Genomic DNA, 16673 nt, shown 5'->3' on the forward strand with positions numbered 1-16673 from the left:
ATGCCATAACAAGCTAGAGGAAACTATTAAAGCCGACAATATAACCGATTTTGTCATAGTCGCACGGCTAGCACTGCATACTTATGGTTTGACAGATTATGAGGCTCAGCTAAAGGATGATAATGGGCAGGAGCTAATATACATTACCGATAGCGGGCTAATAGGACTACCTGCGCTTGAATATGGGCTAAAATACACAATTGACCTTGTTAAAAAAGAACATCCAAACGCTAGAATATGGATACAAACGGCACCAGAAATGAACTTTGACGTAGGCGACATAGTCTATCGCAAAGGGCTTAAAGGTGAGGCTAAAATGGACAGGAAAATATACGACGACAGGCAAAGCGGGCTAATATCAGCCTTAAAACGTTTTGACGTTCGCTTAATATTGCCAGCAGAGCGTATCTGCGATGCCAAATACTGCTATGCTGTGCTAGATGACGTGGCGATGTATATGGATACTAACCATATAACACTTGATGGACATATTAAACTACGGGAACTATACGAACCCATATTTGCTAATCACTAGCACTTGCAATTTATCTAAAAATCTATATAATCCTGCCTTATGAGCTATCGTGCTGATATAGATGGGTTGAGGGCATTTGCTGTTATCTCTATAATGCTTTTTCATTTAGATTTCACCAAGTTCTTTGGTGGTGGTTACGCTGGTGTGGATATATTCTATGTAATATCAGGGTTTTTAATCACTAGTATTATATATAGTGAGATGACTGGCAACGTTCAAAAATCAAACACTGTTATGACGGGGGGGGGGGGCAGCGCTCATTAGCTAACTCTGAAGCTACGTCACACCTTGCAGGCGAAGAATATTTTCTCCCATGCGCCAGTGGGATTAAAAAATCAGGCGGGGGGTTTAGTTTTCTAAAATTTTACGAACGTAGGGTTAGGCGTATAATCCCGCCACTGGTCTTTATGGCGTTAGCGTCAACTATAGCTGCGTTTTGTCTGTTCACTATGGTGTATGCGCCTAGCTATTTTGATTCCTTAAAATATGTTTTTTCGTTCACAGCTAACATATTCTTTTGGAAAGATGCTGGCAACTACTGGTCAACGCCAGCAGTTACAAAACCATTGCTACATACGTGGTCTTTAGGAGTAGAGGAGCAGTTTTATATACTATTTCCACTAGTATTATTCCTATTGGTTAAATACCTGAATAAACACGTATTGAAAGCTTTGGTTATTCTGTGGGTTATATCCTTTGCGTTGAATGTTCATCTTATTTTTAAGCACCAACCGCTAGTATTTTATATGCTACCCTTTAGGGCGTGGGAGCTACTGACAGGAAGTATTTTAGCTATCTATCAAGCTAAATACCCTTCTTCCGCAAGAGCATATTCTTTTCTCCCACTCCCATTGCGGGCATCGACGGATGCAGGGGGGTTAAGGGTATGGGGTAATGTAGCGGGCATAGCAGGCTTACTTCTAATTTGCATCAGCGTTGTGTGGTTGGACTATGCTAGGAAAAGCCATTTTCCGGGCACTCTTGCGCTTATGCCTGTAATGGGTGCGTTTTTATGCATATCCGCTGAGGGCAGTGGCGTAGCGGGTAGGCTCTTATCTTGGAAACCATTTGTTCATATTGGCAAACTCTCATACTCAATGTATCTATGGCACTGGCCTCTAATGGTGTTTTGGAAATATCAGACTGATGAAACTGATTTAAGCCTTAAGGGTGTATTTATAGTTGTCTTGCTGACATATATCTTGTCTGTGTTATCATACAGGTTTGTGGAACAACCTGTAAGGCATAGGCAAGTGCTTGCAAATCGCAAATTCATGTTCACTACGGCTACGATGATTTGTTGTGCTATAATTGCCGCAAGTATTGCTTGGCAGACGCATAACAAGCTGCTTTTGCCTTTAGAATTTGGATATATGCCAGAGAGAATGGACTATATGAAAAGATGTGTTGAAAGAGATGTCCTTGAGTCTAAAGAAAATAAAAGTGATGAACCTATTGTGCTGATAACAGGCGATAGCTATGCTGAAACTCAGTTTCCGCTTTGGGAAAAGTTATCTCGTGGGAGTGGCAAAAGGATTGACTTTTTTATGTGCTTTGGAGCTATCCCTGGTATGCGCCTAGAAGATTCAAGGCTTTCTATAAATCAAGATAGATGCATGCATCTATTGGAGCAAGCTGTTAGAGAGGACAATATAGCGGACTTTGTGATAACCTTAAAACTTGCAACGCGACTTATTGGTTGGACAGCCTATGAAAGAAATACTCATCCCGATGAAACGGAGTATTATTACATAACAGAAAACGAACTTAAAGGTTTAAGTGCACTAGAGAATGGATTAGAACAAACCATTAAACTTGTGAAACAATATCATAAGGGTGCTAGGGTTTGGTTGCAAATGCAGCCTCCAGAGTTTCCATTTAACGTGTCTGACCACGCCGATAAGAATAAAGACACTAAAATGCTACGAAAAAACTATAATGAGCGTGTAAAGCCTATTATAGAAATATTAAATAAGTTTGGGGAAAATTTGCACCTAATAGACCTAGCCTCACGTCTATGTGACGACACGTATTGCTACGGCGTTATAGACGGAACGGTGATGTATATAGACCATGACCACATATCACCAGAGGGTGGGCTTAAATTGATAGAGCTATACGAACCTATATTTGCTAATCACTAGCACTTGCAATCTGTCTAAAAACCACCTATAATTCACCTCAATAGTTTTGTGGGGTGTTATTATGCTTGATATAAAGACTATCATCTCTGACAGAGACACTGTTCAGCGCAAATGTAATGAGCGCGGGGCAGATATTGATTTAGATGCTATCATTAGCCTAGACACCGAACGCAAAAGCGTCTTGCAAGAGGTAGAAGAGCTTCGTCGCAAACGCAATGAGCTATCCAAAAAGGTGGGCGAGCTTAAACGCAATGGGGAGGATGCCCAGAGCTTAATGAATGAAGTTAATAGCCTAGCCGCCCGCACTGACGAACTAACGCAAAGGCAAAATGATATAGAGACAAAGTTGCAATCTGCAATGCTTGTAATACCAAACCTAATAGACGACTCCGTGCCGAGCGGCAAAGACGAAAATGACAACCCTGTGTATCGCACGGTGGGCGAACCTACGCAATTTTCATTCAAGCCAAAAGCTCACTGGGATATAGGCACAGAGCTGGGGATACTAGACTTTGAACGTGGCACAAAGGTGGTAAAAGCTAGATTTACGATGTTAGTCGGCTTGGGTGCTAGGCTTGAGCGTGCACTGATAAACTTTATGATGGACTTGCACGCATCTAGGGGCTACAAAGAAACTATGCCCCCGCAAATGCTGAACCCTGCCGCTATGACGGGCACAGGACAGCTACCGAAGTTCCAAGAGGAGGCTTTCTGGTGTGAGCGGGACGACCTATACCTATCCCCTACTGCCGAAGTGCCTGTTACTAATATGTATGCAGGCGAAATTTTGCCTGAAAGTGCATTGCCTATTAAATACACAGCATATTCTGCTTGTTTCAGACGTGAAGCGGGTAGCTACGGCAAGGACGTGCGTGGACTTATCCGCCAGCACCAGTTTAACAAAGTAGAGCTTGTGAAGTTCGCTACACCAGAGACATCTATGGACGAGCTTGAGGATATGCTACTAGAGGCAGAAGAGGTGCTGAAACGGCTGAAAATACCATATAGGGTGATAACGCTCTGTTCGGGAGATATAGGCTTCTCTGCCACTAAAACCTATGACATTGAGGTGTGGCTACCTGGGCAGAATGCCTATAGGGAAATATCAAGCTGTAGTAATTGCAAGGATTTTCAGGCGCGCAGGGCAAATATCCGCTATAAAGATAAAAACGGCAAACCAGCATTCGTCCATACACTAAACGGCTCAGGGCTTGCTGTGGGCAGAACATTGGTTGCCGTGCTGGAAAACTATCAACAGGAAGACGGTTCGGTGCTAATCCCCGATATCTTAGTGCCGTATATGGGCGGGGTAGCTAAGATTACCGTTCTTTAGAGAATATCCAGCTAATGCCATCTATAAAGGGCGCACGTTTTGTGTAGCCGTGACGACGCAATGTATCTAAAACAAAAACATCTTTCTGCCTTGGAGAAAGAAAAACGATAATACTTTTATCGGACTTTACGTGTTCTAATGCTCTATTGAACGCTGTTTCGCTAGATTCTATATTTATAGATTCACGCAAGTTCATAGCGACTAGCACCCCCACATTCGCAGCAGACACGCCGCCAATAGCGGGCATATCCCTATATGCTTCAGCAATTTTTGCATAGTTAGTGGTGGGAAGTTCGAATCCCGGGTGCATACATATCTTTTCAGGTGCCACTCTATTAAAAAAGCTAATAAAAGAAAGCATCAATATAATGCTAGCAAGCATTTTACGCGTCAAGAGACGAGTAGCCACCATACCAATAAGTTCGTTTATAAACAGAACAAGTAACAGAACCATTGGAGAAATCATTGCTACTAGATGCCACATAGAGGGGTAACGCAGGAATGCCTCAGAGCACTCATAAGCTAATATATAGACAACTATAGCTGTTGCTATACTTGCATACAGCAACACGGAACTCGTTTGTGGCGACGTATTCTTTTCACAATTATCAGAATTAGGATAGATAGGTTTAATATACAATCTAACATTATTGTAGTATAGGATGCCCATAATCGCCACTGTCAGTAAGTACCAGTTTATTATCCCTCCAAAAAGGTTGTTATTAAGCAGTACTAGCGATTGTAATAACATTTTTAAGAACAAGCTAACGCTCATTGGCTCTAAATCGGCGGGCGGAGCGTACCTTGCGTCAAAAATCGGATGTACAATAAAAATTAGATACATAATACCCGCAACTACTATAGCAGTTGCGCACTTGGCAATCTCTATAAAACGCTTATTCTTAAACAGCCAAAGGACAGGCACAAAGGATATAGCAACAAGCCACACTCCGACAGAGTTATGCGCATCAACTCCTAGAAACGTGCATATCGCCAATAGTATATACACTTTATTCGTTAGTTTCGGTTGAGTTAGTATTTCTAGCACCAAATACACCGACAGCATGCAAAAGAAAGACACAAGTGTATATGAACGTGCCCATAGAGGCGTATATATAGCCGCACTGGATGCATAAAAAATAAGTGGCAACAATGCTAACTTGCCCGACAGGAAACGTCTCGAAATGGCGTATAGTAGAACACAAATACATATATAATAGGGAACGTTAAGGAGCACTCCAATCCAGAAACTAAACGTATTTGGAAACAACATTGAGACTAGGTGAAGTTGAATATAATGAGTTGGGGAGTGGATTAGCCATCTGCTCCTTAGTTTATTCAGATGAGCTAACCCCTCATCGGACTGTGCGGTCATAGCCTCAATTACATTCTGCTGTGAATACCAAACACTGCCGTCACTGCAATTTTTACATTTGCTAATATCAACTGTTGGACTAAGGATTATTTCAACACGAGCACTATTGGCTGCCATAATACTGCCCATCTCTTCGCCTATAGCTCCTACAGCTTGGTTTCTATAGTAGGCTACAAACATCAGTTGAACGGCAATTATTATGATACATAAAGCCCAGTTCCTAGCTAATAGCCACCTGTGCAGTCCTTTGTAAAAGCAACACCAAGATATAGCTAACGCAAAGATTGAGAGCATGATAAACGGGGCAATGAAACTATTAGGCAACACGGGGTATTTACTCAAATACACTCGTTCAAGTTCCATAGAAAAGCCTGCGTTCCCATTCCATGTTGTTATCGTAAATTGTCTAGGAACACTGCCTTGTATGAGCTTTGACGAATTAAAGCCATCTTTTAATAAACTAAACGTTTTATTCACTGCTTTTCCTGACTTGTCTGTAAAAGACAGCCACGTTCCTTTATGACCGCCGTTGGTAGTATTAAGCCTAGAGATGAGCAATGACACTCGCTTGTAGTCCTTTGATGTTCTATTGCCTAAATCAACGATTATACTTGATTTATCAGATGTATCGCTACGCAAAACATTTTTGTCCACGCCGACTACACTGAAGTTGTCTAAGTTTTTATATAGTTCTTGCTGTGATATTTCTAGGTGCTTCTGCCACTTCAGAGGGACTGCATCTGTTCTGCCTACATAGACGAATGATAGAAGTGCATAGATGCAAACAATGACTACTAGTGATATGAAAATGAAGAGTAAATGTCTAAACTTGTTGACGTTAAAACTATGCATAGACAGCTACCTCCACAGAGGCAACTGCCCAAGACCCGCACGAGCATTGATTATGCGGGGGGGGGGGGGGTTGAGATACTTATTGTTATTGTGTTTTCAGACTTCATAAACGCTCCTCCTTTATAAACGCTCATCAGCTGTTCTTGCTCGTTCCCAGTGCCAAGTGTCCTTTACCATATCAGTCAGCGTTCTTGTGGCTTGCCAGCCAAGCTCATGCTGGGCTTTGCTTGGGTCGCAATATGACACAGGCACATCGCCAGCGCGTCTTGCAACAACCTTATATGGTAGTTGAACACCCGTTATATTTATAAATGTATTAACAATTTCTAGGACAGAGTAGCCTTTGCCCGTTCCCAAGTTCCATGTATGTGCCCCCGTTTTATTTGCGATATAGTTAAGTGCCGCAATATGTCCCTCAGCTAGGTCGCAGACGTGAATATAGTCTCTAATGCCTGTGCCATCAGGGGTTGAATAATCGCCACCGAAGACTGATAGCTCTTTCAATTCACCCGATGCAACCTTTGCCACGTAAGGCATCAAATTATTAGGTATCCCTACTGGATTTTCGCCGATTTTGCCGCTCTCATGCGCCCCTATGGGGTTAAAATAGCGCAGAATAGCGATATGCCAGCTGTTATCAGCCCTATATAAATCTTGTAATATGTTTTCTATCATAATCTTAGTCTGTCCATACGGGTTAGTTGCCGCAGAGACAGGCGCATCTTCTCTGTATGGCAGACCAGAGTCGCCATAGACCACCGCACTGGAGCTAAACACAAAACTCTTTACCCCGTAGTGCGACATAGTCTCTAGTAGGTTGATTGCACCATATACATTATTATCGTAATATTCAAGCGGTTTTTGGATACTCTCCCCAACTGCTTTCAGAGCAGCAAAATGAATAACCGCATCAATCTTATCCTCTTCAAATATTTTTGATAGAGAAGCTCGCACGTCTGTAGTATATAGTTTAATAGGCTTGTCTGACAGCTCTTCAAGTCGTTTATGGACACTTATATCGCAATTAGATAGATTATCAGCGATAGTAACATCAAAGCCCGATTTGAGCAGGCACAACACCGCATGAGAGCCAATATAGCCCAGTCCGCCAGTCACCAATACATTCATATTACTAGGTTAGCATAATTGACAGCAATAGTCAAATTATATACAATAGCGAGTATTATGGCTATCGGCGTATTTGATTCAGGTGTCGGCGGGTTGACTATATACGGGGAATTAAGCAAAGCATTCCCCGCTGCTGATATATTCTACCTCGGAGATTGTGCGCGAGCACCCTACGGCAACAACTCCAGTGAGGTGATTACCAAATATGCCCTTGAAGATGCCTCATATCTGCTAAAAACATACCGCGTCAGTGCACTGGTAGTCGCCTGCAATACCATATCGGTCTGTGCTATACCTGCCCTAGAACAAGCGTTCAGCATACCCGTATTAGGGGTAGTTCAGGCTAGCGTGGAGAGTGGGCTTGCAATGACCAAAAATAAAAAGCTCGGTGTTATCGCCACCCGTGCCACTGTGTCAAGCGGAGCATACACCAGCGCAATAGCCGCTTATGACCCTCGCGTGCAGATTTGGCAAAAGGCGTGCCCTCTGTTAGTATCGCTGGCAGAAGAGGGGGTGTGGACAGGCGAACTGCCACGTATAACAGCTAAAATGTATATAGATGAGCTGGCTGAGCGGGGTATAGATACGCTAATACTAGGTTGCACGCACTTTCCGCTACTTGCCGATGTGATTGCGGGGGCTTTCCCCGCTATTCAGCTAGCTGACGGCACATATTCAATGGTCAAGCGGGTGCAGGCACTAATGCCCGCTAGGGAGAGTGGCAAACGCGAGGTGTGCATCACGGGCACGCCGACATCGCTAGACATCGTCAAACAGATATTGCCCGCTGGCACACCAACAAAGCTGATTAAACTATAACGAGATACTATCACCCTTTAGAGAATATCCAGCTCATTCCACCTATGAATGGCACTCGTTTTGTGTAGCCGTGCTGTTGCATAGTGTCAAAGACAGCTTGAACATCATCCTCGGATATTATTTTCCTTAGCAGACTTGCTAATTCTGTATTAGTAATATCATGTGGCACGTAGACAATAACCTGTCTATCGTCTTTAATGTCATTCAACGCCTTATTTAATGATTCCTTCATACGTGAGCCAATATCGGCAGGTATAATCATCGTTTGACGCAGATGCATATCAACATCGGGTTGAAATATGTGCTCTATAGCAATAGCAGGAGTATCCTTGTAAGAACTACTAATGGATGCATAGTCTGGAGTAGCTCTCCATACGTCAATTACGTCAATGCCATTGAAACTATAAGGGTCATACACAACGTAGCAATAACGCCACGATATGGTAAATATCACAACAATAACAGCTAGCGTTCTTTTCCATAGTATTGCATTACCAACTACACTAGCAAACAATTCTTTTGAGATGACCACTAACAATAGAACCATTGCTGGCATAATAGGGAAGAAATGATAAGTATGCACCCAATGAACAGGAGGAGCGAATTTTGCATCGGTAAGTAATGTTAGGGAGATGCCAAGCGCAATCGCAACACACTTGAGGGTTGTGCTCCTAGAGGTATTCACTGGTTTGCCACAAAATTTAACTTGGTATATACAGATGCAAGCAAATATTGCCACAATCAATAACCAATATATCAATATCCCGCCAAACAGGTCATTATTGATAACATAAGAACTAATGAATAAACGCTCAAAAAACCGATTGGTGGACATATTCATACTTGTTCTGCCAAGGAAATCAAGAAATGGTCCCGTGATAAACAGGTAATACATCACAAACCCAGCCACCAACGAGATGGCACATTTAATAATATCTTGAAATCGTTTTTGTCTGAATAGATGTATTAGCGGTATGATGGATATGCCAGCAAGCCATACTGGGATATAGACATAAGAATCAAAACCTAAAAAGAACACAAACGCTAATAGCACATAAAACCGCTTTGATAGGCTGGGTTTGTCAAGTAGAGCAAGAGCGATATATAGTAGCAACATAAAGAAAAAAGCGGGCAACATCGTTGGACGAGCCATTAAAATCATGCTGATAGCTGCATTACTAAAACCATAAAAGAGTAGTGGCAACAAAGCCAGCTTGCCCGACAGGAAACGCCTAGAAACAAGGTATAGGATAAATGCTGTGGCTACAAAATACAGCATATTCAACGATGTTGCAATCCACAAACTAAACCTGCCCATAAAAAATATTGCCGATGTCAGATGAAGCAATATGAAGTTCGTAATGGAGTATAATGAATCTCTGCTACGTAATTGATTTAAGTGCGCTAACCCTTCATCAGATTGGGCAGAAAGCTGCCTCTCAAAGTCATAGCCAGAATACCATTTTCCAAACTCTGGTTTTTGCAGCTTCTCAAAAGGCGTGTTAGTATCTAAACCCATATCCGAGCCTGAAATGTTAGCAAACATATACATAGGCATATCTTCCCATGTAAATGTTTTACACTGCTCTCTATTATAGGCGAACACAAGCAACTGAGCTAATACTATTATAACAGCCAACGCCCAGTTTCTAGCGAGTAACCAGTTATGTAGCCCCTTATATACACAGCACCAAACTATTAGCACCGCAAAGAGTGCAAGTGTGATAAATGGTGCAATAAAGCTATTTGGTAGCACAGGATACTTACTTAGATAAGCCCGCTCTAGTTCCATAGAAAAGCCACGTCCAACGTCACTAGAAAATACGTTGAATTGTGCGGGGATACCACCCTTGATTAGCTTTGATGAATTAAAGCCATTTTGCAGTCTAGTTAGTGTTCTAGCCTGTTCTTTGCCTGTTCTATCAGTGTATTGCAACCACCAACCTTTCGGATAGTAGTTAGTAGTGTTTAGTCTAGCAACAACTAATGATAATCTAACATAGTCCTTTGCTCCTCTATCTCCTACATCAACCCTTATAGTTGCGTTATCAGAATTACTCCTGATAACGTTCCTGTCAACACCAACTATGCTGAAGTTATCTAGGTTACTGTATAGCTCTTTCTGTGATATTTCTAAATGTTTCTGCCATTTCAAGGGCACTGCATCCGTTCTGCCTACATAGACAAAGGACAATAATGCATAGATACAGAAAATGGATACTAACGATATAAAGACGAAGAATAGATGTCTAAACCGATTAAAGAAAGTATTGACGTTAAAACTATGCATAAACAGCTACCTCCACAGAGGCAACTGCCAAAAATCCGCACGAGCATTGATTATGCGGGGGGGGGGGGTGAAGATGCTTATTGTTATTATGCTTTCGGTCATTATGTATGCTCCTTATAAAACAAAGTGGGGGGTATTGTATGCGAACTGCAAGACGTTGTCAAATGTTTTTATCGCTCCCACCCGCAAAGCCTATATTCTGCACTATCTTTATCTACTATAAGGACTGGTGTGTCGTTTTGTACGCATAGTGTTTCTATTCGTTCTAGCGGCGACAGGTAGTAGATTGTCGCTAGCGCATCTGCCAGCTCTGCTGTGTCAGCGACCACGCTTACACTCTTGTAAGAACCTTCTATAGCTCCCAGTTTAGCATCAAATATGTGCGACACATCGTTTCCTGACGTATCAGTAAAGTTCCGTTCGTAACTGCCGCTGGTTGCCAGTGCCCTATTGGAAAGCATTAGCTTGGCGATATATTCCTTTTTCTTATCAGGGGAGGCAATAGCAGTGCTCCATGCGGTATTTTCGCTTTTCATACCAGCGGCGTATAGGTCGCCCCCAGCGTTTATAATAAAGTTTTTGAGTCCCTTGTCTCGTAAAAATCTAACCCCTTCGTCCACGATGCTACCCTTAGCAAAGCCACCTAAATCAACATTTAGACCATTACCATTAGCAAAAAAACTCTCATTAGCAACGTGAAGCTCCACTTTACGTGTTTTGATTAGCTCTAACGCCAGTTTTATCTCGCTAGTAGCGGGGGTGCGGAAAGGTCCCTCTGGGAAACCATATAGACTGGTGAGCGTGCCTATCGCTATGTTGAAACTGCCGTTGCTCAAACGTTCGTATTGTGGTGCTTTTTCTAGTAGCCTATATGTAAATTCGTTTATCTGCACGGCACCGCTTGTGGTTGATATTTTTTTGCTGTCGTTCCAGACTGTATCAGACAACATTTTTATGAAAGTGTTCAGTTCCCCTGCGAGCTTAGCATCTGCATCAGGCAGACTAACAGACACAATCGTCCCCATTAGGTAGAACTCCGTAGTGGTATAGTGCGGACTTTTGTCGCAAGCATTTATGAATAAAAATAGCAATAGGGCAGATAATATAGATAGGAGTTTAGCTTTCATTTTTCTGTCATAGTAGCCCGTTCAAGAACGCGGTCTATCATAAACGTTTATTGTCTTGTCTATATTGTAGTGCACTAGGATTTACTAATGGCAAGCTAACCACGTCAACATCATGTTGCAATCTATTTTGTAATTCCTCTCTAAAACCCAACACGGCAAAGATTGAAGGCACAGCTATATTAAACTCAACTAATAGGTCAACGTCTGAGCTGTCAGTCGCATTGCCGTTGGCATAAGAGCCAAACAGATGAATGCGCTTGACATTATACTTGCCAACAAGCTGGTTTATATTGTCTTGTATCGTCTCAATGCTAAGCATATCATACCTCTATTCCGCAATATTGTATGCTTAGTTTATAGCATTGTCAATAGGGCTATCTCATTTCGCTAGTTTGGTTGCTTTCGTTTCTAGCCATTGAGCAAGGTTTTCTTCGCTTGCAACACCGCTAGCAACAGCCATAAACTGCTGATACTTCTCGTCCTGTGAGACTTCTAGCTTATAGTCATTTATAGCTAACATAGCCTCACAGACAACAAAGCCTACACGTTTGTTGCCGTCAAAAAATGGGTGATTTTTTATTAGAGAGTAAGACACACTAGCCACTAGCTCAAATATATTCGCTGTTGGCTTATAATGCCTTATAGTATCAGCCCTGTTTAGAGCACTTTCAAGCAACCCATAGTCACGCACACCGCTGGTGCCACCATATTGGGTTACAATCTCTTCATTTATTGATAAGACCCAATTTTTGTCTATCGCCACAGATTCACTCTATCACGGCTAACCGTGTCAATACTTCCCCATTTTCGCTTATCACACCCCGTGCAATAGCTATGAAACTATCGTAGTCAACGTCCTCTGGCATAACAATGGAAATAGGCACTACCTCAATGCTAATCATATCATACCTCATATTGCATAATATTATATGCTTAGTTTATAGCATTGTCAATACGGAGCAATTTTATAATGTATTCACTAATTTTCTGTTAGAGAAATTTTGGCATCTGTCAAGAAAATGTATCTTGAGGTTGCCACACGCAAGGACGACAGTATTGGCAAGCCCTCAACGCTGGCTGGAGACGATGCAGAACCTTTTAGTCCTACCGATTTGCTACTTAGCCTTTTTAGTCGTGTTTTTGCTCTTTGTAGCCTTGTTTGTGCTACCTAATAGTTGTTTCTTGACCTCGGCAACACTCAAACCCCTTTCCATAAGGGATAGAGTGCTCATTACTCCCTCTCTCATACCTTTTCTTTCGCCTTCTTCTTTCCATACCTGTTGAGCTAGTTCCATATTGAACTCTGCATTTAACATACCCATAACCTCCGTAGCATTTCTATGTAAAAACTCCACCAATATTCCTCGTTTCACACACGCCTCTATAGCTTTCTTAATCGCTATATTCAGTTCATCGCCCTGTTCCTTATACTCCCTCACACTTGCCATAAACTCTACATAGCCCCTTAACGTCTCCCCCTTGCTCACAATCTTATCGTTATGCCCTTTGTTTATATTATACACAGGCACCTCTAAATCAAGCATTATCTTATTTTTGCCTTTATTCTTCCCTAGCTCATACGCCTTTGATAACTTTAATATCTTCTTATTGGGCATAGTTTCCGCACCATTATATAACACTATGAACTCTGGACGAGGTAGCTTAATTAAATCTTTCCTATACACGTCTTTATCACTTATCACACTATCATATATCTTAGCTATATATAATAACAATCTAACTGGCAAGTTTTCATTTATGGTTGACTGGTGCTCTACCAGCACTACAAGCCTATCGTCTATTATAAAAGATACATCATTTCTTATCCCCATATACAGGATATTGCCAAGAGTATTCATCTCAATGTTAGTATTTTCATCGTAGCTAGTTCCAGCTATTGCATTGTATAACTCCAGCGCGGCAGCTTTCTTGCCAAACAACTTAGTGAACATGCTATCCTTATACTGCCTGTTCGGTTCTGACTTCTTAACCATAGTTAAATATAACATCACAAAAATGTAATGTCAATGAGTTAAAAAATTTTGTAATTGCACAAGTTAAAATGCCCCTGTGAATTGCACAAGTTAAAATGCCCCTCATATATTTTTTATTAGGGGTATGTATTGTGGGAAGTTATGGCAAGATTAAAGGGGTAGAGGATGTGCTCAGTGGCAAGTTATCGTATGACGAAGTAGCTGAGAGGTTAAAGGTTAACAGGTCAATTGTAGTAAGGGCGGTTAGGAAGTATCGTTTATTTGGGTTAAGTGGGTTAGAACACGGCTTAAAGGATAAGCCATCTAACAACAAGAGCAATAGCAATCCAGATAAGGTAGAGTTGAGCGTTCCAACAGGACACTCAAAGATAGGCTTATCCCTTGGTTAGCACTCAATGAGATAAAATCACTACAAGAAGCAAATACAGCATTACCAGACTACCTTGAACTTCATAACAGAAAGCTATCTATACCCAAAGAAACAGTGCCTGACGCCCACCGCCAACTACCAGCTAAAGCGCAACTCAAAGACTACTGCTATCTGGAAAGTTTGGCTAAACTGCGTAATGACTGGACTATACAAAAAAATGGACACTTCTTTCAAATACCCTCCAAGTCTGTTCACGCCCCTAGAGTTAACAAAGTTCTCGTCCGCGAATTCATTGATAAATCATTCTCTATATTTTACAACGGAAAACAGCATACCTTTAACACCTAAATAGGGGCATTTTAACTTGTGGAATTGAGGGGCATTTTAACTGTGGCATTACATGAGTTAAAAAATTTTCATATACCATAGTCCTCTAAAAATCAATGGACAGCACGCGTAAAACGTGGTAGATTAGTGCTATGTATTTCCAAGATGTTATAATGACCTTGCAGCACTTTTGGGCTGACAGGGGTTGTTTAGTGTATCAACCTTACGATATTGAGGTAGGGGCGGGCACGTTCAACCCTGCAACATTCTTAAGGTCGCTTGGACCAGAGCCTTGGCGCGCCGCTTATGTAGAGCCTAGCAGACGTCCTACTGACGGCAGGTATGGTGAGAATCCGAACAGGCTACAGCACTATTACCAATATCAGGTAGTATTGAAACCCTCTCCCGATGATATACAAGAGCTATACCTAGACAGCCTCAAAGAGCTATCTATTGACACGCTCAAACACGACATTCGCTTTGTAGAGGACGACTGGGAATCGCCTACATTGGGTGCTTGGGGACTAGGCTGGGAGGTGTGGCTTGACGGGATGGAGATTACCCAGTTCACTTATTTTCAACAGGTCGGCGGAATAGAATTAAAGCCTATTATGGGTGAGATTACTTATGGGCTTGAACGTATTACAATGTATTTGCAGGGCGTTAGCTCTGTGTATGACCTAAAATGGAATAGAAACATTACTTACGGGGATGTCTATCATCAGAACGAAGTTCAGTTTTCTAAATACAACTTTGAAGTTGCCGACACTGATATGCTGTTTTCACTATTTGACATGTATGAAAAGGAATCTAAAAGGCTATCTGGGCTAGACCTAGTATTGCCTGCCTATGACTATACTCTGAAGTGCAGTCATACGTTTAATCTGCTAGATGCGAGGAATGCTATATCTGTAACCGAGCGGACGGGTTATATCGCCAGAGTCAGGGCACTTGCGAAACTGTGTGCCGAAAGGTATCTTGAACTACGTGAGAGACTAAATTTCCCACTGTTAAGGGCAAACATTTAAGGAGCGAGTCTGTGGAAAATGTCAGGAATAGGTTATTAAAGGGGATTACACGCGGAGAGCGTGTATTCATTGCAGACGGGGCAACTGTTGTTGGCGATGTGCGTCTAGCTGACGATGTAGGCATCTGGTATGGCGTAGTTCTTCGTGGCGACGTTGACTATATATCTATCGGCAGGGGTAGCAATATTCAAGATAACGCTGTTCTGCACGTCACAAAGGACTCTTTGCCGTGCATAGTGGGGGAAGATACCACCATTGGGCACAATGTTTGTCTGCACGGCTGTACCATAGGTAATGGTGTGCTGGTTGGTATCGGTGCAGTTGTGTTGGATGGCGCGGTTATCCCTGATGGTTGTATTGTTGGTGGCGGCTCGCTGGTGCCACCGAAGAAAATATTCCCGCCGCGCTCTATGCTCATGGGCTTTCCAGCTAAAGTAGTGCGTGAAGTAACCGATGCTGATATAGCAGCGACCTTGCACAACTCGCAAAAGTATGTGCACCTGAAAGACCTATATTTAGAGCTGAAGCCAGCTCGCGCACGCTAGGAGAACAGATTATGCGCGCTAATGCTAAAATTCAGTCTGTGCAATCAGTTTCACATGCCTTAATGCTATTGGAGGTCTTTAGAAAAACTGATGGGAGCGAGCTTGGCGTGACGGAGCTTTCCAAGCTACTGGGACTGCATAAGAATAAAATTTTCCGTCTGTTAGCCACACTCTGTGATAAAGGCTACATAGAGCAGAACACAAAGACAGAAAACTACATGCTAGGCGCAAAGGTGTTTGACTTGGGACAGAAGTTTATAAACAGGCTAGGTTTGTTGTCGCTAGCGCACCCGTTTATGCAAAAAGTTGTTGAACTAGTGGACGAATCTGTCTATATCGGTATCTTGCGTGAAGACAGGGTCATATATTTGGGGTTGGAAGAGACGTCTAAGTCTGTGCGTGTAGCATCTCGCGCAGGGCGCGACGTGCCTGCACATCCCACCGCAGTAGGCAAGCTACTATTATCATTCAGCACTGAGGAAGAGTTTAGTAGGCTATACCAAACCGAAGAGCTGGAACAGTACACCCCTAATACCATATCCACCGTCACTGAACTACGGAAAAAGCTTGCGGAGATAAGGACGCAGGGCTATGCCTTTGACGAGGAGGAATATGAGCTAGGTGTGTCCTGTATAGGCACTGCAATAAAGGATTGTTCTAATTTACCAGTTGCGGTGCTCGGGGTAACTGCACCCTCTAGTCGTATGAGTCACAAAAAGATGACAGATGAAATATTGCCCGTGTTGCAAAAGTTTGCAGGGGAGATTTCCAAACGGCTAGGATATGACGGCTAACTTGAACAATAT

Annotated in this window: 17 protein-coding genes and 1 pseudogene; 10 read left to right on the plus strand and 8 right to left on the minus strand. The window is 42.4% G+C overall.

Features of this window, described 5'->3' with window-relative positions; genetic code table 11:
* The 4 genes and pseudogenes from AC1MDJ_RS01450 to serS all read left to right on the plus strand — a co-directional run.
* The coding region (locus tag AC1MDJ_RS01450) for an SGNH hydrolase domain-containing protein (RefSeq protein WP_479689179.1) at positions 1–535 on the plus strand (535 nt) is incomplete at its 5' end.
* A gap of 39 nt (positions 536–574) precedes the next feature.
* Positions 575–739, plus strand: a pseudogene (locus AC1MDJ_RS01455) (acyltransferase family protein); the annotation flags it as partial.
* A 122-nt stretch (positions 740–861) separates the two neighbouring features.
* Complete coding sequence (locus AC1MDJ_RS01460) at positions 862–2679, plus strand: acyltransferase family protein (protein ID WP_479689217.1); 1818 nt, start codon at positions 862–864, stop codon at positions 2677–2679.
* Positions 2680–2740: 61 nt separating this feature from the next.
* Positions 2741–4012, plus strand: a complete 1272-nt coding sequence (gene serS / locus AC1MDJ_RS01465) for a serine--tRNA ligase (protein ID WP_479689180.1) — start codon at positions 2741–2743, stop codon at positions 4010–4012.
* On the opposite strand, the gene AC1MDJ_RS01470 is transcribed toward serS, so the two are convergent.
* The gene (locus tag AC1MDJ_RS01470; protein WP_479689181.1) at positions 3999–6239 is read right to left on the minus strand and encodes a hypothetical protein; all 2241 of its coding nucleotides are present in this window, start codon (positions 6237–6239) and stop codon (positions 3999–4001) included. The two genes, serS and AC1MDJ_RS01470, sit on opposite strands and share 14 nt — an antisense overlap.
* A 120-nt stretch (positions 6240–6359) precedes the next feature.
* Positions 6360–7367 carry a UDP-glucose 4-epimerase GalE gene (gene galE / locus AC1MDJ_RS01475; protein ID WP_479689182.1) on the minus strand — a complete coding sequence of 336 codons (1008 nt, stop codon included), beginning with the start codon at positions 7365–7367 and terminating at the stop codon, positions 6360–6362.
* Between the two features lie 57 nt (positions 7368–7424).
* On the opposite strand from galE, the gene murI reads away from it, so the two are divergent.
* Positions 7425–8186, plus strand: a complete 762-nt coding sequence (gene murI / locus AC1MDJ_RS01480; protein WP_479689183.1) for a glutamate racemase — start codon at positions 7425–7427, stop codon at positions 8184–8186.
* A 10-nt stretch (positions 8187–8196) separates the two neighbouring features.
* Here the strand turns inward: murI and AC1MDJ_RS01485 are convergent, their stop codons facing one another.
* The 6 genes from AC1MDJ_RS01485 to AC1MDJ_RS01510 all read right to left on the minus strand — a co-directional run bounded on the left by AC1MDJ_RS01485 (position 8197) and on the right by AC1MDJ_RS01510 (position 13597).
* Complete coding sequence (locus AC1MDJ_RS01485) at positions 8197–10476, minus strand: hypothetical protein (RefSeq protein ID WP_479689184.1); 2280 nt, start codon at positions 10474–10476, stop codon at positions 8197–8199.
* Positions 10477–10646: 170 nt separating this feature from the next.
* A complete protein-coding gene (locus AC1MDJ_RS01490) occupies positions 10647–11603 on the minus strand; it encodes an FAD:protein FMN transferase (RefSeq protein ID WP_479689185.1) in 957 nt (318 codons plus the stop codon).
* 37 nt (positions 11604–11640) lie between these two features.
* A complete protein-coding gene (locus tag AC1MDJ_RS01495; protein ID WP_479689186.1) occupies positions 11641–11922 on the minus strand; it encodes a nucleotidyltransferase family protein in 282 nt (93 codons plus the stop codon).
* Positions 11923–11982: 60 nt separating this feature from the next.
* The gene (locus AC1MDJ_RS01500; RefSeq protein WP_479689187.1) at positions 11983–12366 is read right to left on the minus strand and encodes a type II toxin-antitoxin system death-on-curing family toxin; all 384 of its coding nucleotides are present in this window, start codon (positions 12364–12366) and stop codon (positions 11983–11985) included.
* A 4-nt stretch (positions 12367–12370) separates the two neighbouring features.
* Complete coding sequence (locus tag AC1MDJ_RS01505; protein WP_479689188.1) at positions 12371–12505, minus strand: hypothetical protein; 135 nt, start codon at positions 12503–12505, stop codon at positions 12371–12373.
* A gap of 213 nt (positions 12506–12718) precedes the next feature.
* A complete protein-coding gene (locus AC1MDJ_RS01510) occupies positions 12719–13597 on the minus strand; it encodes an RpnC/YadD family protein (protein WP_479689189.1) in 879 nt (292 codons plus the stop codon).
* Positions 13598–13728: 131 nt separating this feature from the next.
* Between AC1MDJ_RS01510 and AC1MDJ_RS01515 the strand changes: the two genes are divergently transcribed.
* The 5 genes from AC1MDJ_RS01515 (at position 13729) to AC1MDJ_RS01535 (ending at position 16661) form a co-directional block, all read left to right on the plus strand.
* Positions 13729–13986, plus strand: coding sequence for a helix-turn-helix domain-containing protein (locus AC1MDJ_RS01515; protein WP_479689190.1), 258 nt, complete (start codon positions 13729–13731; stop codon positions 13984–13986).
* 95 nt (positions 13987–14081) lie between these two features.
* Positions 14082–14315 carry a hypothetical protein gene (locus tag AC1MDJ_RS01520; protein WP_479689191.1) on the plus strand — a complete coding sequence of 78 codons (234 nt, stop codon included), beginning with the start codon at positions 14082–14084 and terminating at the stop codon, positions 14313–14315.
* A 131-nt stretch (positions 14316–14446) separates the two neighbouring features.
* A complete protein-coding gene (locus tag AC1MDJ_RS01525; protein WP_479689192.1) occupies positions 14447–15322 on the plus strand; it encodes a glycine--tRNA ligase subunit alpha in 876 nt (291 codons plus the stop codon).
* Between the two features lie 11 nt (positions 15323–15333).
* A complete protein-coding gene (locus AC1MDJ_RS01530; RefSeq protein ID WP_479689193.1) occupies positions 15334–15867 on the plus strand; it encodes a gamma carbonic anhydrase family protein in 534 nt (177 codons plus the stop codon).
* 11 nt (positions 15868–15878) lie between these two features.
* Positions 15879–16661 (plus strand): IclR family transcriptional regulator, encoded by a 783-nt coding sequence (locus tag AC1MDJ_RS01535; RefSeq protein WP_479689194.1) that lies wholly within the window; start codon positions 15879–15881, stop codon positions 16659–16661.
* Positions 16662–16673: the final 12 nt, after the last annotated feature.

It is taken from the genome of Candidatus Termitispirillum reticulitermitis, from assembly GCF_054655775.1.